Genomic DNA, 18,983 nt, shown 5'->3' with positions numbered 1-18,983 from the left:
ATGGCAGCAACTTTTTCGGACGTCTGTGCCGTGGTGCCGGCCGCAGGTTTTGGCCGGCGCATGCAGACAGAGTGTCCCAAGCAGTACCTTTCAATTGGTGATAAAACGATCCTCGAGCACGCCGTGGCGGCGCTGCTGGCGCACCCGCGGGTGACGCGAGCGATCATTGCCATCAGCCCCGGCGATGCGCGTTTTGCGCAGCTACCGCTGGCAAACCATCCACAGATTACCGTTGTTGACGGCGGCGCCGAGCGCGCCGATTCCGTGCTGGCGGGCATTCAGGCTGCCGGAGACGCGCGGTGGGTGCTGGTGCACGACGCCGCACGTCCGTGTCTGCATCAGGACGATCTGGCGCGCCTGCTGGCGCTGAGTGAAACCAGTAAAGTGGGGGGCATCCTGGCCGCTCCGGTGCGTGACACCATGAAGCGCGCCGAGCCTGGCAAGCAGGCTATCGCCCACACCGTTGAGCGCGTCGATCTCTGGCACGCGCTGACGCCACAATTTTTCCCCCGCGAATTACTCCACGACTGCTTAACGCGTGCGCTTAAAGAAGGGGCGACCATCACGGATGAAGCCTCCGCGCTGGAGTATTGCGGTTTTCACCCCGAACTGGTTGAAGGACGCGCTGATAATATAAAAGTGACGCGCCCGGAAGATTTACAGCTCGCGGAATTTTATCTTACCCGTTCGACCCATCAGGAGAAGGCATAATGCGAATTGGACACGGTTTTGATGTACACGCCTTTGGCGGAGAAGGCCCAATTATCATTGGCGGCGTACGTATTCCTTACGAAAAAGGTCTTCTGGCGCATTCTGATGGCGACGTGGCGTTGCATGCGCTGACCGACGCCCTGCTGGGTGCCGCTGCGCTGGGGGATATCGGCAAGCTGTTCCCGGACACCGATCCGGCGTTTAAAGGCGCAGACAGCCGGGAACTGCTGCGCGAAGCCTGGCGCCGCATTCAGGCCAAAGGCTATACGCTGGGCAACGTCGACGTGACGATCATCGCTCAGGCGCCGAAAATGCTGCCGCATATACCGCAGATGCGCGTGTTTATTGCTGAGGATCTGGGCTGTCACATGGACGACGTGAACGTCAAAGCCACCACCACCGAGAAGCTAGGCTTTACCGGTCGCGGCGAGGGCATTGCCTGTGAAGCGGTGGCGCTGCTGGTGAAGGCCGCCAAATGACGGACTTCGATAACCTGACTTATCTGCACGGTAAACCGCTGGGTTCTGGCATGCTGAAGGCCAGCCCAGAAGATTTCGTGGTGGTTGAGGATTTGGGGTTTGAGCCGGACGGTGAAGGCGAACATATCCTGGTACGAATTCTTAAAAACGGCTGCAATACCCGGTTTGTGGCCGATGCGCTGGCAAAATTCCTCAAAATTCATGCCCGCGAGGTGAGCTTCGCCGGACAGAAAGATAAACACGCCGTCACCAAACAGTGGCTGTGTGCGCGCGTTCCCGGCACTACGATGCCTGATTTAAGCCAGTTTGAGCTGGAAGGCTGTAAAGTGCTGGAATACGCCCGTCACAAGCGCAAACTGCGCCTGGGGGCGTTGAAAGGCAATGCGTTTACGCTGGTATTGCGTGAAGTGTCTGACCGTTCAGACGTTGAAAAACGCCTCAACGCCATCAATGAACGCGGCGTACCGAACTACTTTGGCGCCCAGCGCTTTGGCATTGGCGGCAGTAACCTGCAGGGCGCGCTTCGCTGGGCACAAAGCGATGCGCCGGTGCGCGACAGGAATAAGCGCAGTTTTTGGTTGTCGGCGGCCCGCAGTGCGTTGTTTAATCAGATTGTGAGCGAAAGGCTGAAAAAACCGGACGCGAATCAAGTTGTTGTTGGCGATGCGCTACAATTAGCGGGACGCGGAAGCTGGTTTGTGGCAACGGCCGACGAAATGGCCGATGTGCAGTCGCGCGTGGACGCGAAATCGCTGATGATTACCGCCGCGTTGCCCGGCTCCGGTGAGTGGGGGACGCAGGGCGACGCGCTGAGCGCTGAGCAGGCGGCTGTCGCCGATGCGCAGGCATTACAATCATTGCTGGTGCGGGAAAAAGTCGAAGCAGCACGCCGCGCGATGCTGCTCTACCCGCAGCAGCTAAGCTGGAACTGGTGGGATGACGTCACCGTCGAGTTACGCTTCTGGCTGCCGGCCGGTAGCTTTGCCACCAGCGTTGTCAGGGAACTTATCAACACCTCGGGTGATTATGCGAATATTGCTGAGTAACGATGACGGGATCCACGCGCCAGGCATTCAGACCCTGGCGAAGCACCTCCGTGAATTTGCGGATGTGCAGGTTGTGGCGCCCGATCGTAACCGCAGTGGAGCGTCTAACTCACTGACCCTGGAGTCGTCGCTTCGCACCTTTACCTTTGAAAATGGCGATATTGCCGTTCAGATGGGTACACCGACCGACTGCGTCTTTCTGGGCGTGAATGCCCTGATGCGACCGCGTCCGGATATTGTTGTCTCCGGTATTAATGCCGGGCCGAACCTCGGCGACGACGTGATTTACTCCGGTACCGTGGCGGCCGCAATGGAAGGTCGTCATCTGGGGTTCCCGGCGCTGGCGGTTTCGTTAAACGGCCACACGCACTACGACACCGCCGCTGCGGTGACCTGCTCGATCCTGCGGGCGCTCGGCCGCGAGCCGCTGCGTACCGGGCGTATTCTGAACATCAACGTGCCGGATCTCCCGCTGGATGAAATTAAAGGCATTCGCGTCACACGGTGCGGCAGCCGTCATCCGGCCGATCAGGTGATCCCGCAGCAGGATCCTCGCGGCAACACGCTTTACTGGATCGGCCCTCCTGGCGATAAGTGCGATGCGGGTCCGGATACCGACTTTGCCGCCGTGGATGAAGGCTATGTTTCTGTTACGCCACTGCACGTAGATTTAACGGCGTATAGTGCGCAAGATGTGGTGTCGGGCTGGCTGGATCGCGCAGGAGTGAACGCGCAATGGTAAGCAAACGTGTACAAACTCTTCTGGAACAACTTCGCGCACAGGGGATCCGCGACGAGCATGTGCTTGAAGCGCTTGCCCAGGTTCCGCGTGAGAAATTTGTAGACGAGGCGTTTGAACACAAAGCGTGGGAAAACGTAGCGCTGCCTATTGGGCAAGGCCAGACGATTTCGCAGCCTTACATGGTGGCGCGCATGACGGAGCTGCTTGAGCTCACGCCCAATTCGCGCGTGCTGGAGATTGGCACCGGCTCGGGTTATCAGACCGCGATCCTGGCGCATCTGGTGCACCATGTCTGCTCCGTTGAGCGGATTAAAGGTTTACAGTGGCAGGCGCGTCGTCGCCTGAAACAACTTGATTTACACAATGTTTCGACACGACACGGTGATGGATGGCAGGGTTGGCAGGCTCGCGCCCCGTTCGACGCCATCATCGTGACGGCAGCCCCGCCTGAAATTCCTGCAGCCCTGTTGTCGCAGCTGGATGAGGGGGGCATTCTTGTTCTGCCCGTCGGCGATGAGCAGCAGCTCCTGAAGCGCGTTCGTCGACGTGGCGGCGAGTTTATTATCGACACCGTGGAAGCCGTGCGCTTTGTGCCTCTGGTAAAGGGGGAGTTGGCCTGAGACTCGGATTTATCCAGGGTTATTAAGGCAAATTCAGCGTATGGTGTGGCGCGAAAGATTCGTGCCATCACGGTAAATTTTAAGTCACTGGTAGTTAACACATTCCTGGGGGATAAATGAGCGCGGGAAGCCCTAAATTCACCATCAGCCGTGTTGCGGCATTATCACTGGTTTCGCTCTGGCTGGCTGGCTGTACAAGTTCTAACAATGCGCCTGCGCCCGTCAGTTCCGTCGGCGGAAACAGCGGCTCGGGTAACACGTCCAGCGGAATGTTGATCACGCCTCCGCCTAAAATGGGAACTGCCACGGCGCAACAAAATCCGTCAATCCAGCCAGTTCAGCGCCCAATGACGCAGCCAACACAGATTAAGCCAGTTGAACAGCCTGTTCAGACCCAAAATGGCCGCATAGTGTATAACCGTCAGTATGGGAACATTCCGAAAGGCAGCTATACCGGCGGCAGCACCTATACCGTGAAACGCGGCGATACGCTGTTCTATATTGCCTGGATCACCGGGAACGATTTCCGTGACCTCGCACAGCGTAACAACGTCCAGGCCCCGTATGGTCTGGAGGTTGGGCAAACGCTCCAGGTGGGCAACGCAACGGGTACGCCACTGACGCCTGGCAACACGGTTTCAGCGGCCGATGTGACCGCACAAAATAACAGCGTTAAGCCTGCACAAAAATCCACCACGGTGGTTGCTTCACAACCTGTAATTACGTATTCTGAGGATTCAGGTGATCAGACTGCTAACAAAATGTTGCCGAATAATAAAGGGACTGCGACTACTGTCACAGCACCGGTTACGGCACCTGTGGTTAGCTCTACTGAACCGACTGCAAGCAGTCAGAATGCCAGTTCGTCAATCACTACCTGGCGCTGGCCAACTGACGGCAAGATTATCGAAAACTTCGCCACTTCTGAGGGTGGTAACAAAGGGATCGATATCGCAGGCAGTAAAGGACAGGCTATCATCGCGACCGCAGACGGACGCGTTGTGTATGCCGGTAATGCTCTGCGCGGTTACGGTAATCTTATCATCATCAAACACAATGATGATTACCTGAGTGCCTACGCCCATAACGACACAATGCTGGTCCGGGAACAACAAGAAGTTAAGGCGGGGCAAAAAATCGCTACCATGGGTAGCACCGGAACCAGTTCTACACGCTTGCATTTTGAAATTCGTTACAAGGGGAAATCCGTAAACCCGCTGCAGTATTTGCCGCAGCGATAATTTGACGGGGCATGCCAGCCAGGGTGTCTCGTTCAGGGATCACGGGTAGGAGCCACCTTATGAGTCAGAATACGCTGAAAGTTCATGATTTAAATGAAGATGCGGAATTTGATGAGAACGGAGTAGAGGCTTTTGACGAAAAAGCCTTAGTAGAAGAGGAACCCAGTGATAACGATTTGGCTGAAGAAGAGCTGTTATCGCAGGGCGCCACACAGCGTGTACTGGACGCGACTCAGCTTTACCTTGGGGAGATTGGTTACTCCCCACTGCTAACGGCCGAAGAAGAAGTCTATTTCGCACGTCGTGCTTTGCGTGGTGATGTTGCCTCGCGTCGTCGCATGATCGAAAGTAACCTGCGACTGGTCGTGAAAATTGCCCGCCGTTACGGCAATCGTGGTCTGGCTCTGCTGGATCTGATTGAAGAGGGCAACTTAGGTCTCATCCGCGCAGTTGAGAAGTTTGACCCGGAACGCGGGTTCCGTTTCTCAACCTACGCGACCTGGTGGATTCGTCAGACCATCGAACGGGCTATTATGAACCAGACCCGTACGATCCGCCTGCCGATCCACATCGTCAAAGAGTTGAACGTGTATCTGCGTACCGCGCGCGAGTTGTCCCATAAACTGGACCACGAGCCAAGCGCAGAAGAAATTGCCGAACAACTCGATAAACCGGTTGATGACGTAAGCCGTATGCTGCGTCTCAACGAGCGCATTACCTCCGTTGACACCCCGTTGGGTGGCGACTCCGAAAAAGCGCTGCTGGACATCCTGGCCGATGAAAAAGACAACGGTCCGGAAGACACCACGTAGGACGATGACATGAAACAGAGCATCGTCAAATGGCTGTTCGAACTGAACGCCAAACAGCGTGAAGTGCTGGCACGTCGTTTCGGTTTACTGGGGTATGAAGCTGCGACACTGGAAGATGTTGGCCGCGAAATTGGTCTGACTCGTGAACGTGTTCGTCAGATTCAGGTTGAAGGTCTGCGCCGCCTGCGTGAAATCCTGCAGGGGCAAGGTCTGAATATCGAAGCGCTGTTCCGCGAATAAGCAACCTTTCGTCAAAAAAGGCCCGTCGTGAGACGGGCCTTTTTCTTTTGTGCTATGGCTGCGCCGTTTCGTGCAGCAGACGCCATGTGATCCTGCCATCTTCCTGATTCAGCACTGCGGTTGACCAGCGCACGTTGATAGAGTGATCCGGGCGGGTTTGCGTCTCCCGATAGTGAAGCACCGCACCATCATCCCAGCTCTGTCGCGTCGATAATTCGTCAATGACGATCTTAAGCCCAGGACGACTTCCGCGCTGGTTATCCAGAAAACGAACAAGCCCGTTGTAGTCTATATGGACCCCACCGGGTGGGATCATCAGAAAATCAGACCGAAAACGGGCGAGCAGGGCGTCGGAATCGCCTTCGCCTTTGCCTAGCCAGTTTTCAAGTGCAATGTGGAGGTCGATAATCTCGTGTTCAAAAGGCGTCATGAATTCTCCTGTCGCAGCTGGGTGAGCACCTGCGTATTGTTAAGACGAAAAACGTACAGTACAGGCAGTAAGGTCATGCCTGCGGCAAAAATAAACATCCCGTGCCACGCGGCGAGCGGGGGTAGCCAGGCCTGCGCAAGGTTGAGGACCTGCGCCAGCAGCAGGGTTCCCACAAAAAAACTCAACTGACGATTAAGATTCCACAGCGCACTGGCATCCGGCATATCTTCCCGGCGCGTTGTCAGAAAAGCGCTGCTCTGAGCCGTGCTGCTGCAAAGACTTCCCCCTGCACCCATCAACACAAACGCAAGGGTGGGTAACAGCGCTGTGCTGGCCGGACTGACGCTCAGTAAAAGCAGAACGCCCAGCGCCTGGAGCAGACAGCCTGTGACGACAAGGGGACGAGGACCAATACGGTTAAAATAGCGTCCTGTTGTCGTGATAGCGACAAACGATGCCACAGACCACGGCAGCATCAGCATTCCCGTTGCGCCGGGTGTCATATTGGCCTCGCTCTGAAGGTAATACATACCCGTGACGTTCACACCAATAAATATGCCTGGTACACAGACATAGACCAGCATGGAAAAACGCAAAAGCGGGTCCGCAAGTAAAGGCAGGTTTAGCAGCCGGCTTGCTTTCATCGCGGGCTGTTCGTGTTTAAGCCACAAACAGCCCAGAACAAAGGTCACGATGGCAACCGGGAGCGTGGCGAAAAATATCCATCGCCAGCTTAGCGTTTGCACCAACACGCCTCCGAGAGCAGGGGAGCAGGCGGGGGCAAGCAGTGCGACCAGCATAACCGCTGAGGAGAGTCTGGCTCGCTCGTGAGGCTTAAACTGTTGCCAGGTCAACGCCTGTCCAACGGGAATCAATAAGCCTCCTCCCACCCCCTGCAACACTCGCCAGGCAATCAGGCTTTCCAGCGTGGCAGACAAGCCTGCCGCAGCAGAGGCAGCGCTGAACAGAAAAAGCGAGAGCAGGATGACGCGCTTCGGTCCAATTCGGCGCGTGAGCATGCTGCTAAACGGGATCACCAGCGTCAGACCAGCAATGTACCCGTTACTGACCCAGGCAAGTGCTGAAGGCGTGGTGTGAAAGGCGTGAGCCATTGCCGGAAAAGCGACGCTGGCAATAAACATGTTAATCAAATCAAGAAAAAAGCCCAGCAGATAGACAACGGCGACTTTGCTGCGATAGGTCATGGTGGTTCCTCCCGTGAGGAGGCGTATCGTATCGACGCGTCAGGCACGGATAAACCAGACAAAGCGCGATATACTGTCAAAAATATTTTGACGGTAAAAGGCGTGATGATGATTAACTTACAGCGGACGCAGATGTTTGTTGCGGTGGCAGACACCGGCAGTTTCACTGCGGCAGCTGAGGCGATGGGGCTGACAAAAGCCGTGGTCAGCTTCAATATTCGTCAGCTCGAAGCCGAACTGGGCGTTACCCTGTTGCTGCGATCCACCCGCCGCCTGACGTTAACCGACGCGGGTACCCTTTTTCATCAACGCAGCGTCGCGCTTCTGAAGGATGCAGAACAGTTGCAGGATGATGTCCGCGCGAATCATGCCGGGCTCACCGGGGAGTTGCGGATCACGACCACGCCTGAGTATGGCTCACAGGTCGTGGTGCCGATGCTGGCAAGGTTCAGCCAGCAGCACCCGGATCTTCGCGTGCGTCATGTTTCGTCGTCACTGCATGCCGACCTTATCTCAGAGCGCTTTGATGTGGCTATCCGATTGGGAACGCTTACCGATTCACGCTATCACGCTGCATTGATCGCACACTTTTCGATCCTGCCCGTTGCGACACCCGAGTGGCTCGGTACTCATCCGATCGCATCGCTGGCGCAGCTTGCCCATGCGGACTGGATTATCCACGAGCGCTTAACCTCGCCGCTGCGCTGGCAGGTGAAAAATGCCGGTGGTTTGCCCGACACGCTGGAGATAAAAAAAGCGCCGCGCCTGTTTGCCGACAGTGCGCAGGCTCTTATGGCCTTTGCACTCGCCGGAGGTGGAGTGGCATTACTGCCGGAATGGCTGGTGCGCGATGCGCTGGATACGGGAAAACTGGTGCCGGTTTTACCGGAATATACCTTCGCGCGGCAGGGCATTTACGCGGTTTATCCGGATGCCCGGCACGTGCCGGCGAAAGTACGCACCTTTATTGATTTTATGCGTGCCAGCGTGAATTAATCGTGCATCATTTTCTTGATAAGCGCGGAGAACTGCTCCCGCTCGGCCTGACTCAGGCGCCCTAAAAATGCCTCATCTACTTCATTGCTTACAGGTTTGCAGCCTTCAAGCAGGGCTTCGCCTTCTGGTGTCAGGAAGACAAACCGGCGGCGCTTATCGGCGGGGTCATGCTCGCGTTTGACCAGCCCGCGCGCCTCCATGCGGCTCAGCATTTCCGCCAGGGTCGCTTTCGTACTGACTGCCACTTCGGTCAATGCCACCTGTTCAATGCCCGGATGCTCGGCAACAGAACGCATAACCGCATACTGCGGCTTGGTCAGCTCCGGTAAGGCATGTTGCCACTGCGCGGTATGCTGTTGAAAAAGCTGACGTAACAGGTGGAACGCCTCTTGTCTTAGTTCCATGAACACTCCGACGGAAAAAATCTCCCCCTATGATAGCCGCTAAAGCCCGGGATGATAACGCGGCATTTTTTAGCAATTAGTGTGATCGTATGCGAACGATCTTGTCAGAAAAACGATCCGGGAGTAGTTTACCTATAATGTTCGTGCACGAACAAATTAATTGAGGTGATGAATGAGATTGATCGTGGGAATGACGGGGGCGACGGGAGCTCCGCTGGGCGTGGCGCTGCTGCAGGCGCTGCGGGAGATGCCTGAGGTGGAAACGCATCTGGTGATGTCGAAGTGGGCTAAAACCACCATCGAGCTGGAAACGCCTTACACCGCGCAGGACGTTGCTGCGCTGGCTGACGTTGTCCACAGCCCGGCTGACCAGGCCGCCACTATCTCCTCCGGGTCGTTTCGTACCGACGGCATGATCGTTATTCCCTGCAGCATGAAAACGCTGGCGGGGATCCGCGCAGGCTACGCCGAAGGGCTGGTGGGCCGTGCGGCGGATGTGGTGTTGAAAGAGGGGCGCAAGCTGGTGCTGGTTCCCCGCGAAACGCCGCTCAGCACCATCCATCTGGAGAACATGCTGGCGCTGTCCCGAATGGGCGTGGCGATGGTGCCGCCCATGCCTGCGTATTACAACCATCCGCAGACCGCCGATGACATCACCCAGCATATCGTGACCCGCGTGCTCGACCAGTTTGGTCTGGAGCATAAAAAGGCACGCCGCTGGAATGGGCTGCGGGAGGCGAAAGATTTTTCACAGGAGAATAAAAATGGCATTTGATGATTTGAGAAGCTTTCTGCAGGCACTCGATGAGCAAGGGCAACTGCTGAAAATTGAGGAAGAGGTGAATGCGGAGCCGGATCTGGCGGCGGCAGCCAACGCCACCGGTCGCATTGGCGACGGTGCGCCCGCGCTGTGGTTTGACAATATTCGCGGGTTTACCGATGCCCGCGTGGTGATGAACACCATCGGCTCCTGGCAGAACCACGCCATTTCGATGGGGCTGCCTGCGAATACCCCGGTGAAAAAACAGATCGACGAGTTTATCCGCCGCTGGGATAAATTCCCCATCGCACCGGAGCGCCGCGCCAACCCGGCCTGGGCTGAGAATACGGTGGACGGTGAAGACATCAACCTGTTCGACATCCTGCCGCTGTTTCGCCTGAATGACGGAGACGGTGGTTTTTATCTCGACAAAGCGTGCGTTGTTTCGCGCGATCCGCTTGACCCGGATAACTTCGGCAAGCAGAACGTCGGCATTTATCGCATGGAGGTGAAAGGTAAGCGCAAGCTCGGCCTGCAGCCGGTGCCGATGCACGATATCGCCTTGCATCTGCATAAAGCGGAAGAGCGTGGGGAAGATCTGCCGATTGCAATTACTCTCGGCAACGATCCGATCATCACCCTGATGGGCGCGACGCCGCTGAAATACGATCAGTCAGAATATGAGATGGCGGGTGCCCTGCGCGAAAGCCCATACCCGATTGCCACCGCACCGTTGACCGGCTTCGATGTACCGTGGGGCTCTGAAGTGATCCTGGAAGGGGTGATTGAAGGTCGTAAACGTGAAATCGAAGGGCCGTTTGGAGAGTTTACCGGGCATTATTCCGGTGGCCGTAATATGACGGTGGTACGTATTGATAAAGTTTCTTATCGCACGAAACCGATTTTCGAATCCCTGTACCTCGGTATGCCGTGGACCGAAATTGACTATCTGATGGGCCCAGCCACCTGCGTGCCGTTATACCAGCAGCTGAAAGCCGAATTCCCGGAAGTGCAGGCGGTGAACGCGATGTACACCCACGGTTTGCTGGCGATTATCTCCACCAAAAAGCGTTACGGCGGTTTTGCCCGCGCGGTCGGTTTGCGTGCCATGACTACGCCGCATGGCCTGGGCTACGTGAAGATGGTGATTATGGTGGATGAAGATGTTGACCCGTTCAACCTCCCGCAGGTGATGTGGGCGCTGTCATCGAAGGTCAACCCGGCAGGCGATCTGGTTCAACTGCCGAACATGTCGGTGCTTGAACTCGACCCAGGCTCCAGCCCGGCGGGCATTACCGACAAACTGATTATTGATGCGACGACGCCTGTCGCCCCGGACACCCGAGGCCACTATAGCCAGCCGGTACAGGATCTGCCTGAGACCAAAGCCTGGGCTGAAAAACTGACCGCGATGCTGGCAGCACGTCAATAAGGAGGAAAAGATGATTTGTCCACGTTGTGCCGATGAACATATTGAAGTGATGGCGACATCACCCGTGAAGGGGGTCTGGACGGTTTATCAGTGCCAGCATTGTCTCTATACCTGGCGCGATACCGAGCCGCTGCGCCGCACCAGCCGTGAACATTATCCGGAAGCGTTTCGTATGACGCAGAAGGATATTGACGAGGCACCGCAGGTGCCGACGATCCCGCCGCTGCTGTAAAAAAAGCCGGGTGGCGGCTTCGCCTTACCCGGCCTACAAAACCCGTAGGCCCGGTAAGCGCAGCGCCACCGGGCAATAAAGACCGCAGAGAACTAAACCAGACTCTTCAACCGATAAATCCACTCCAGCGCCTGACGCGGCGTCAGTGAATCCGGGTCGAGATTCTCCAGTGCTTCCACCGCAGGTGACGTCTCTTCCGCAGGCACCAGCAGCGACATCTGTGTGCCATCAATCTGCGTCGCCGCCGCATTCGGTGACAGGCTTTCCAGCTCACGCAGTTTCTGACGCGCGCGCTTAATTACCTCTTTCGGTACGCCAGCCAGCGCCGCGACGGCCAGGCCATAGCTCTTGCTCGCCGCACCGTCCTGCACCGTGTGCATGAAGGCGATGGTATCGCCGTGTTCCAGCGCATCAAGGTGGACGTTAGCCACCCCTTCCATCTTCTCCGGTAGCTGCGTCAGCTCGAAGTAATGGGTGGCGAACAGCGTCATGGCTTTGATTTTGTTCGCGAGGCTTTCAGCGCAGGCCCATGCCAACGACAGGCCATCGTAGGTTGATGTTCCGCGTCCGACTTCGTCCATCAGCACCAGACTGTGTTCCGTCGCGTTGTGCAGAATGTTAGCCGTTTCGGTCATCTCCACCATAAAGGTTGAGCGACCGCTCGCCAGATCGTCTGCCGCCCCGACGCGGGTAAAGATACGGTCGATAGGGCCAATCTCAACGTGTTGCGCCGGGACGTAGCTGCCGATATAGGCGAGCAGCGCAATCAAAGCGGTCTGGCGCATATAGGTACTTTTACCGCCCATGTTTGGCCCGGTAATGATCAGCATTCTTCGCTGCGGCGAGAGGTTCAGCGGGTTGGCGATGAACGGCTCATTCAGTACCTGCTCGACCACCGGGTGACGGCCTTCAGTGATGCGGATACCGGGCTTGTCGGTAAAGGTCGGACAGGTATAGTTCAGCGTTTCCGCGCGTTCAGCCAGGTTCACCAGCACATCCAGTTCCGCCAGCGCGCTGGCGCTAAGCTGCAGATCGGCCAGGTGTGGCATCAGCATGTCAAACAGCTCTTCATACAGCTGTTTTTCCAGCGCCAGTGCTTTACCTTTCGAGGTGAGCACTTTGTCTTCGTACTCTTTCAGCTCGGGAATAATGTAGCGCTCGGCGTTTTTCAACGTCTGACGACGGACGTAGTGAATTGGTGCCAGATGGCTCTGCCCGCGGCTGATCTGAATATAGTAACCGTGTACCGCGTTATACCCCACTTTCAGGGTGTCGAGCCCAAGACGCTCGCGCTCGCGGATTTCCAGTTTATCAAGATAATCCGTTGCACCGTCGGCCAGCGCACGCCATTCGTCCAGCTCCTCGTTGTAGCCAGGGGCAATGACGCCGCCGTCACGCACCAGAACCGGAGGCGCATCGATAATGGCGCGTTCCAGCAGTTCGCGAAGCTCGGTAAACTCGCCCATCGTTTCACGGAGTTTCTGAACCGGAGCGCTGTCAACGTCGCTCAACTGAGCACGCAGTTCCGGTAACTGCTGGAAAGCATGACGCATACGTGCGAGATCGCGTGGGCGCGCGGTGCGCAATGCCAGACGGGCAAGGATACGCTCGAGATCGCCCACCTGACGCAGAACGGGCTGCAGCTCGGTGTAACGATCCTGCAATGCGGCAATCGTCTGTTGACGGCAGACAAGCGTATTCGTATCGCGAATGGGCATATGCAGCCAGCGTTTCAGCATACGGCTCCCCATCGGCGTCACCGTGCTGTCGAGGACCGACGCGAGGGTATTTTCTATGCCACCCGCCAGGTTCTGCGTGATCTCCAGGTTGCGGCGCGTGGCGGCATCCATGATGATGCTGTCCTGCTGGCGCTCCATGGTGATAGAACGGATATGCGGCAGGGCGGTGCGTTGGGTGTCTTTCACGTATTGCAGCAGGCAACCTGCTGCACACAACCCGCGCGGCGCATTTTCAACGCCAAAACCGATCAAGTCGCGGGTGCCAAACTGCAGATTCAGCTGCTGGCGCGCGGTATCTATTTCGAATTCCCACAGCGGGCGACGGCGTAAACCTCGGCGACCTTCAATCAGCGCCATCTCGGCGAAATCTTCGGCATAGAGCAGCTCGGCCGGGTTGGTGCGCTGCAATTCGGCAGCCATCGTTTCACGGTCAGCGGGTTCACTCAGACGAAAACGCCCGGAGCTGATGTCCAGTGTGGCATAACCAAACCCTTTGCCGTCCTGCCACAGCGCCGCCAGCAGGTTATCCTGGCGCTCCTGAAGCAGGGCTTCATCACTGATGGTACCTGGCGTGACGATGCGCACGACTTTGCGTTCAACCGGCCCCTTCGACGTCGCCGGATCGCCAATCTGTTCGCAAATGGCGACGGATTCTCCCTGATTGACCAGTTTGGCCAGGTAGTTCTCTACCGCATGGTGCGGGATGCCTGCCATCGGGATGGGCTCACCTGCCGATGCGCCACGTTTGGTCAGCGAAATGTCGAGCAACTGCGATGCACGTTTGGCATCGTCATAAAACAGCTCGTAAAAATCGCCCATACGGTAAAACAGCAGGATTTCCGGATGCTGTGCTTTCAGCTTCAGATACTGCTGCATCATCGGCGTATGTGCGTCGAAATTGTCGATTGTGCTCATGGAGTTATGATGTCCATTTCTTTGAAAAGAAACCGTTTTGAGCGGCTCAGTGGCCGTTAGTTCCTGCTATTGTCGCATGAAAAAAAGCGATGTCGCAGAAAAATGTCGCGGCTTTACGAGGTGCCTTCCGGCATCAACTCGATGACAATTTTGCCATGTTCCACGCCCACCCTGACCTGGGCGTTGGTAGTAAAGCCCGCCTTTTCAAGCCAGTCCCCTTTTAAGCTCAACGCCGCATGTACGCTGTAACGCTTAGGTATCTTAGTTTTTCGATCCTCGTGACGTTTTCTGAAATATCCCACTTTTAAATGGCGGTAGGGTTTGCCAGTCGCGATCTCTTGCATAGAACCTCCAGACAATACGGACAACGGTCACTCCTGATGCCTGTATAAAATACCCGTGATTTTCAGGAGGTGTAGCATTAATGCTGGAATCAGGCTTCAGAAAACGGAATGCAACAACTGAAATTCAGGGTTTAAAAGAGTATTATTGATGCATCTTATTAATCGGTAAGTCGCTATGTCCGGTAAACGCATATCACGAGAAAAAGAGACTATCGCGAAAATGATCGCGTTGTTTGAAAAGCAGTGCCCGCAGGCGTCTCGGGAAGAGGGGCATTATCAGGCGCTGAACGCGTATGCCGATAAGCGCCTGGATAAGTGTGTTTTTGGTGAAGAAAAGCCTGCCTGTAAACAGTGTCCGGTACACTGCTACCAGCCCGCAAAGCGGGAAGAGATGAAGCAGATTATGCGCTGGGCGGGGCCACGCATGTTATGGCGTCATCCTGTCCTGACCGTTCGTCATCTGATTGACGATCGTCGTCCGGTGCCGGAATTACCGGAAAAGTATCGCCCGAAAAAGTGAGCCGTTCAGCTTCGCAGCGGGCGGCAAATTACCTGCAGGGCCAGGGCGCTGCACAACGGGAAGAGGGCCAGCAGCAGCCAGGGGTATATTGCCTGAGCCGAAGGCACCAGCGCGCGATCCAGCAGACTGCCAAACAACAAATTTCCCGCCAGTACCGCAATCCCTCCGGCGGTGGCGAGAGCACCATAATGCGCCCCCAACGTTGATTCCTCGGCGAACCGCGGAATGAGATCTTTTGCCGAGGGGACCAGCAGCATTTGTCCCAGCGTCAGTAACGTGACAAATAAGACCGACGGCAGCAACCGCAACCAGCCCTCCGGCGGTTCAGTCGCTGCAAACATCGCTACGCTCGCAAAGGCCGTAGAAAGCAGCAAAAAGCCCACCGGCAGGATCCTCACCGCGCCCACGCGGCGGGCAAAGCGTGCCAGCGGCAGCTGTAAGGTAATGATCAGCATGGAGGCGAGCATAAAAAGCGGACCGAGATCTTTCTCGTTACCACCAGATCGCTGGATCTCCACCGGCAGCGCCAGATAAAGCTGGTTGTAGCTTAACAGCCATGAGCTATAGGCAATGATGAAGGCGACGAAGCGAGGCTGGCGGAAGGTTGTCCACCAGGGCTGTATTTTAAGCGTTTGCGAACGGCGGCCAGAAGCAGGAAGGCAGAAGTAGAGCACCACTAACGCAATAATAAAGACCCCTGCACCCGCCAGCGCCACCTGGCGGAAGCCAAGCCCCGTTAACAGGGCGCCAGCAACCGGGCCCAGTACCGCGCCGAGTTCCCCGCAGACTGCAAACAGTGCAAACCACTCCGCCCGGCTTCGTGTCCCTTTCGCCTCACTGTGCGTGCCCGCTTTGGCCAGCAATGCCTCAATCGAAGGGGAAAATAATGCGCCGCCGATGCCCGTCAGACATGCGCCCACAATAATCGGCGAGAGCGATTCCCCGAAGGCCAGCAGCAGATAACCTGAAACACGAACAATACAGCCGCTGAGGATAACCACTTTCGCGCCAAACCGGTCCGAGAGGGCACCGCCAACGATAAACATCCCCTGCTGGGAGAAGGTGCGCAGGCCCAGAATCAGCCCGATCAGTCCGCCGGAGAGCAGCATGTCGTCGCGCAGGAATATCGCCAGGAAAGGAACGACGGCGTAAAAGCCAATGTTGAAAACAAACTGGCTACCCAGTAAGACGGGCGGCCAGAGCGTGGCGGCTGTGCGAAGGAGCATTGTGATTTACGCGCCCCTAAACGATAAAGTGGATGTGCTTTTTGCCATGGAACGGCGAGATCTCAATTTTGGTTTTGACCCGGAAAACATCCCAGAGCAACGACTCAGATAAGATGTCCTGAGGTGTCCCCGTCGCCACAATTTGCCCCTTCTGCATCACAATCAGCGAGTCGCAGAACATCGAGGCGTGGTTAAGATCGTGGATAGCGACAATGCTGGTGACCGGTAATTCGCTGATCAACTGCATCAGCTGCATCTGATGATGAATGTCCAGGTGGTTGGTCGGTTCGTCCAGCAGGATTTCCGTTGGGGTCTGGGCCAGCGCGCGGGCAATGTGCACCCGCTGGCGCTCTCCGCCGGAGAGGCTCAGCCAGCCCTGGTCGCTTTTATCCAGCATATCCACGCGTTGCAGTGCCGCCGTGACGGTCTCGTCATCGTGCGTGCTCCAGTTGGAAAAAGCGGAGTGGTGCGGAATTCGTCCAAGTTTCACCACGTCGCGAACGCGCATGTTGGCGTCGGTCATCCCGTGCTGCTCAACGAACGCTACCCGGCGGGCAAGCTGCTTTTTGGCGATGCGGGAGATGTCCTGCCCGTCCAGCGTCACGCGGCCCGCATCCGGGCGACGCAGTCCCGCGAGGATACGCAAAAGAGACGATTTTCCGCAGCCGTTTGGGCCCAGCAGGCCGACGGTTTCCCCCCGGGAGACCTTCAGCGAGACGTCATTGACGATCGCCTTTTTGCCGACCTTCCAGGTAATATTTTCAGCGCAGATACTCATCACTTATTCCTTGAACGGTAAATAATCACGGCAAAGAAGGGAACGCCCACCAGTGCGGTCACTACGCCGACGGGCAGGCTTTGCGGCGCAATCAGCATGCGTGAGGCAATGTCTGCCAGCACCATCAGGATCGCCCCGGCCAGCGCGCTGGCAATGAGCAGCGTGCGATGCAAAGGTCCGAACAGGAAACGCATGACGTGCGGAACCACCAGCCCCACAAAGCCGATGGAGCCTGCCATACTGACGATGGTCGCGGTAATCAGTGCGGTCGTGATAAATAACGCCAGGCGTACCCAGGGAACGGCAATCCCCAGCGATGCGGCAGCGTCGTCACCAAACGTAAAGGCATCCAGCGCCCGGGAATAGTAGAGGCAAACGGCTAACCCCAGCAGGACCACCACCAGTACCAGCTGGAATTCCGGCCAGCGTACGCCGCTGAAGCTGCCCAGCAGCCAGAACATGACATCTCGCGCCTGCTGTGCGCTGGCTGACGTGCTGATGGTGTAGGCGGTAATGGCATTGAACAACTGCGAAGCCGCAACGCCTGCCAGAATAGTGCGTTCATTGCCGCCGCGTGCGCCGTTCGTCAGAAAAGCGACAAATGCAAAGGCGGCGAAGGCACCCGCGAAGGCCCCCGCAGACAGCGAAACGGCTCCCGTTCCCACACCCAGCACCACGACGGAAACCGCCCCGGTTGAGGCCCCCGCAGACACGCCGAGAACATAGGGTTCCGCCAGCGCGTTCTTCAACAGACTTTGCAGGACGGCACCGCAGATGGCTAGCCCGGCGCCACAGCAGGCAGCAACCAGCGCACGGCTCAGGCGAAAGTCCCAGATAACGCTCTCATAGATGCGGTTGAGCGGAACCTCGGTGAGCCCCATTTTATTGCTGATAGCATAAAACACGTTATCCAGCGGGATGGACAGTTCACCGACGCTGACGCCAAGGGCGATGACCAGAAACAACAGTACAATGGCAAGCAGAGCAGACGTGGTCAGGAACAGGCCCTGGCGGGCCTGAAGTACAGCGGCTGTCATCAGTTCAGCCCCAGTTTTCTGAGCTGTTCACCCACCTGTTCAGCACCGTAAATTGTACGAATCGTTGGGTTCATCGCCTGGCCGTCCATCACCACGATATGGCCTTTTTTGACGGCATCAAGCTGGCTGACGGCAGGATCGTTTTTCAGGAATTTGATTTTTTCTTCCGCGTTATCCAGCGCCCAGCGGTTACGGTCCAGACTGGAGACCACAATCACATCCGGATTAGCGGCAATAATGTTTTCCCAGCCCACGGTTGGCCATTCGGTTTCAGATGTAATGGCGTTGTGCCCGCCCAGCACGTTGGCAATAAATCCGGAGGCGCTGTTTTTACCGCCGACGTAAGCATCAGCCGAAGGAGAGGAGCTTGAGAACCAGAAAACAAAGGAGAGGTCCTTTTTGTTTTTACCAAACTCCTGGCGCAGGTCAGCCTCACGTTTTTTGAAATCGGCAATGACGGCCTGGCCGCGATCTTCCACGTTAAAGATTTTGGCAAAATCCTCAATCTCCTTATAGAGATAGGTCATGTCCCACAGCTTCTGGCGGCTGCCGTACATATCACCTGTGGCTTTTTTGGTCGCGCACATGCCCGGTGAGACGTAGCTATTCACACCGACGGTCGCCAAATCTTCACGTTTTGCGACCTTACTCTCAGGCCCAAGTAACAGAGGAAGCTGGGCAGGTACAAAATCAGGATTTTGCGCAAGGATAGATTCAAGCGTAGGGATTTCTACCGTCAGGGTTTTGATTTTTGCGTTCTGTTCAGCCAGCTGCGGCAGCACTTTGGTCGGCCAGAAGGCGCTGGCCTTCACCTTATCCTGCAGGCCGAGCAGGAGCAAAATTTCGACGGTATTCTGACCCAGGGCCACGACGCGTTCCGGCGCTTTGGTGAAGGTCTCTTTATAACCACAGTTTTCAATGGTCAGAGGATATGTGGTTGCCAGAGCAGAACTGACCGACGCAATCGCCAGGCCCAACGCGCAGATGACCTTTTTCATTAAACGCTACCCTTCATTAAAATTATTTTTTGATGCAAATGAAACTCATTATTAAGGCGGAATTTTATACAGAGGA

Annotated in this window: 20 protein-coding genes and 1 pseudogene; 12 read left to right on the top strand and 9 right to left on the bottom strand. The window is 56.4% G+C overall.

The genetic code is table 11. From position 1 onward, the window contains the following. From ispD to rpoS, 7 genes and pseudogenes are all read left to right on the top strand, one after another. Complete coding sequence (gene ispD, locus BFV64_RS18495; protein WP_045134135.1) at positions 1-711, top strand: 2-C-methyl-D-erythritol 4-phosphate cytidylyltransferase; 711 nt, start codon at positions 1-3, stop codon at positions 709-711. After that, the gene (gene ispF, locus BFV64_RS18490) at positions 711-1,190 is read left to right on the top strand and encodes a 2-C-methyl-D-erythritol 2,4-cyclodiphosphate synthase (RefSeq protein WP_006811766.1); all 480 of its coding nucleotides are present in this window, start codon (positions 711-713) and stop codon (positions 1,188-1,190) included. Before ispD ends, ispF begins: the two co-directional genes overlap by 1 nt. Further along, positions 1,187-2,236, top strand: coding sequence for a tRNA pseudouridine(13) synthase TruD (truD, locus tag BFV64_RS18485; RefSeq protein WP_069602342.1), 1,050 nt, complete (start codon positions 1,187-1,189; stop codon positions 2,234-2,236). Before ispF ends, truD begins: the two co-directional genes overlap by 4 nt. Continuing rightward, positions 2,217-2,978, top strand: a complete 762-nt coding sequence (gene surE, locus BFV64_RS18480) for a 5'/3'-nucleotidase SurE (RefSeq protein WP_014885028.1) — start codon at positions 2,217-2,219, stop codon at positions 2,976-2,978. Before truD ends, surE begins: the two co-directional genes overlap by 20 nt. After that, on the top strand, positions 2,972-3,598 hold the full coding sequence (locus BFV64_RS18475) for a protein-L-isoaspartate(D-aspartate) O-methyltransferase (protein WP_014885027.1): 627 nt from the start codon (positions 2,972-2,974) through the stop codon (positions 3,596-3,598). Before surE ends, BFV64_RS18475 begins: the two co-directional genes overlap by 7 nt. A 116-nt stretch (positions 3,599-3,714) precedes the next feature. Continuing rightward, positions 3,715-4,839, top strand: a complete 1,125-nt coding sequence (gene nlpD, locus BFV64_RS18470) for a murein hydrolase activator NlpD (RefSeq protein ID WP_069602341.1) — start codon at positions 3,715-3,717, stop codon at positions 4,837-4,839. 59 nt (positions 4,840-4,898) lie between these two features. After that, positions 4,899-5,891: pseudogene (rpoS, locus tag BFV64_RS18465) on the top strand (RNA polymerase sigma factor RpoS). A 52-nt stretch (positions 5,892-5,943) separates the two neighbouring features. Here rpoS and BFV64_RS18460 read toward each other — a convergent pair. Together BFV64_RS18460 and BFV64_RS18455 are read right to left on the bottom strand one after the other, a co-directional pair. Then, on the bottom strand, positions 5,944-6,321 hold the full coding sequence (locus tag BFV64_RS18460; RefSeq protein ID WP_045134137.1) for a DUF4440 domain-containing protein: 378 nt from the start codon (positions 6,319-6,321) through the stop codon (positions 5,944-5,946). Beyond that, entirely contained in the window at positions 6,318-7,526 is a 1,209-nt protein-coding gene (locus BFV64_RS18455) for an MFS transporter (RefSeq protein WP_045134138.1), read from the bottom strand. The genes BFV64_RS18460 and BFV64_RS18455 overlap by 4 nt, the downstream gene beginning before the upstream one ends. Before the next feature lie 108 nt (positions 7,527-7,634). Between BFV64_RS18455 and BFV64_RS18450 the strand changes: the two genes are divergently transcribed. After that, the gene (locus BFV64_RS18450) at positions 7,635-8,522 is read left to right on the top strand and encodes a LysR family transcriptional regulator (RefSeq protein ID WP_045134139.1); all 888 of its coding nucleotides are present in this window, start codon (positions 7,635-7,637) and stop codon (positions 8,520-8,522) included. On the opposite strand, the gene BFV64_RS18445 is transcribed toward BFV64_RS18450, so the two are convergent. Beyond that, on the bottom strand, positions 8,519-8,926 hold the full coding sequence (locus tag BFV64_RS18445; RefSeq protein WP_023331181.1) for a MarR family winged helix-turn-helix transcriptional regulator: 408 nt from the start codon (positions 8,924-8,926) through the stop codon (positions 8,519-8,521). The two genes, BFV64_RS18450 and BFV64_RS18445, sit on opposite strands and share 4 nt — an antisense overlap. A 172-nt stretch (positions 8,927-9,098) precedes the next feature. Between BFV64_RS18445 and BFV64_RS18440 the strand changes: the two genes are divergently transcribed. From BFV64_RS18440 to BFV64_RS18430, 3 genes are read left to right on the top strand one after another with little or no spacing between them, the layout of a single operon-like run. Then, positions 9,099-9,701: a non-oxidative hydroxyarylic acid decarboxylases subunit B gene (locus tag BFV64_RS18440; protein ID WP_014885021.1), complete on the top strand. Its 603-nt coding sequence runs from the start codon at positions 9,099-9,101 to the stop codon at positions 9,699-9,701. Continuing rightward, positions 9,691-11,118 carry a non-oxidative hydroxyarylic acid decarboxylases subunit C gene (locus BFV64_RS18435; protein WP_032635686.1) on the top strand — a complete coding sequence of 476 codons (1,428 nt, stop codon included), beginning with the start codon at positions 9,691-9,693 and terminating at the stop codon, positions 11,116-11,118. Before BFV64_RS18440 ends, BFV64_RS18435 begins: the two co-directional genes overlap by 11 nt. Before the next feature lie 10 nt (positions 11,119-11,128). Then, a complete protein-coding gene (locus BFV64_RS18430) occupies positions 11,129-11,350 on the top strand; it encodes a non-oxidative hydroxyarylic acid decarboxylases subunit D (RefSeq protein WP_003862116.1) in 222 nt (73 codons plus the stop codon). Positions 11,351-11,442: 92 nt separating this feature from the next. On the opposite strand, the gene mutS is transcribed toward BFV64_RS18430, so the two are convergent. Next, positions 11,443-14,004 carry a DNA mismatch repair protein MutS gene (mutS, locus tag BFV64_RS18425; RefSeq protein WP_023331179.1) on the bottom strand — a complete coding sequence of 854 codons (2,562 nt, stop codon included), beginning with the start codon at positions 14,002-14,004 and terminating at the stop codon, positions 11,443-11,445. 113 nt (positions 14,005-14,117) lie between these two features. Further along, positions 14,118-14,348, bottom strand: a complete 231-nt coding sequence (locus tag BFV64_RS18420; RefSeq protein ID WP_014885018.1) for a SymE family type I addiction module toxin — start codon at positions 14,346-14,348, stop codon at positions 14,118-14,120. Positions 14,349-14,523: 175 nt separating this feature from the next. On the opposite strand from BFV64_RS18420, the gene BFV64_RS18415 reads away from it, so the two are divergent. Then, entirely contained in the window at positions 14,524-14,868 is a 345-nt protein-coding gene (locus BFV64_RS18415; RefSeq protein WP_014885017.1) for a nitrous oxide-stimulated promoter family protein, read from the top strand. A 5-nt stretch (positions 14,869-14,873) separates the two neighbouring features. Here the strand turns inward: BFV64_RS18415 and BFV64_RS18410 are convergent, their stop codons facing one another. From BFV64_RS18410 to eitA, 4 genes are read right to left on the bottom strand one after another with little or no spacing between them, the layout of a single operon-like run. Then, positions 14,874-16,094 carry an MDR family MFS transporter gene (locus tag BFV64_RS18410; protein ID WP_072251843.1) on the bottom strand — a complete coding sequence of 407 codons (1,221 nt, stop codon included), beginning with the start codon at positions 16,092-16,094 and terminating at the stop codon, positions 14,874-14,876. 16 nt (positions 16,095-16,110) lie between these two features. Continuing rightward, positions 16,111-16,872 carry a siderophore ABC transporter ATP-binding protein EitC gene (eitC, locus tag BFV64_RS18405; RefSeq protein ID WP_014885015.1) on the bottom strand — a complete coding sequence of 254 codons (762 nt, stop codon included), beginning with the start codon at positions 16,870-16,872 and terminating at the stop codon, positions 16,111-16,113. Then, positions 16,872-17,909 (bottom strand): FecCD family ABC transporter permease, encoded by a 1,038-nt coding sequence (locus BFV64_RS18400; protein ID WP_014885014.1) that lies wholly within the window; start codon positions 17,907-17,909, stop codon positions 16,872-16,874. The genes eitC and BFV64_RS18400 overlap by 1 nt, the downstream gene beginning before the upstream one ends. Further along, entirely contained in the window at positions 17,909-18,907 is a 999-nt protein-coding gene (gene eitA / locus BFV64_RS18395; RefSeq protein ID WP_032635691.1) for a siderophore ABC transporter substrate-binding protein EitA, read from the bottom strand. The genes BFV64_RS18400 and eitA overlap by 1 nt, the downstream gene beginning before the upstream one ends. Positions 18,908-18,983: the final 76 nt, after the last annotated feature.

The organism is Enterobacter kobei, assembly GCF_001729765.1.
Taxonomy (GTDB): domain Bacteria; phylum Pseudomonadota; class Gammaproteobacteria; order Enterobacterales; family Enterobacteriaceae; genus Enterobacter; species Enterobacter kobei.
Note: the sequence above shows the minus strand (reverse complement) of the source record. Positions and strands in the feature narration are given on the sequence as shown.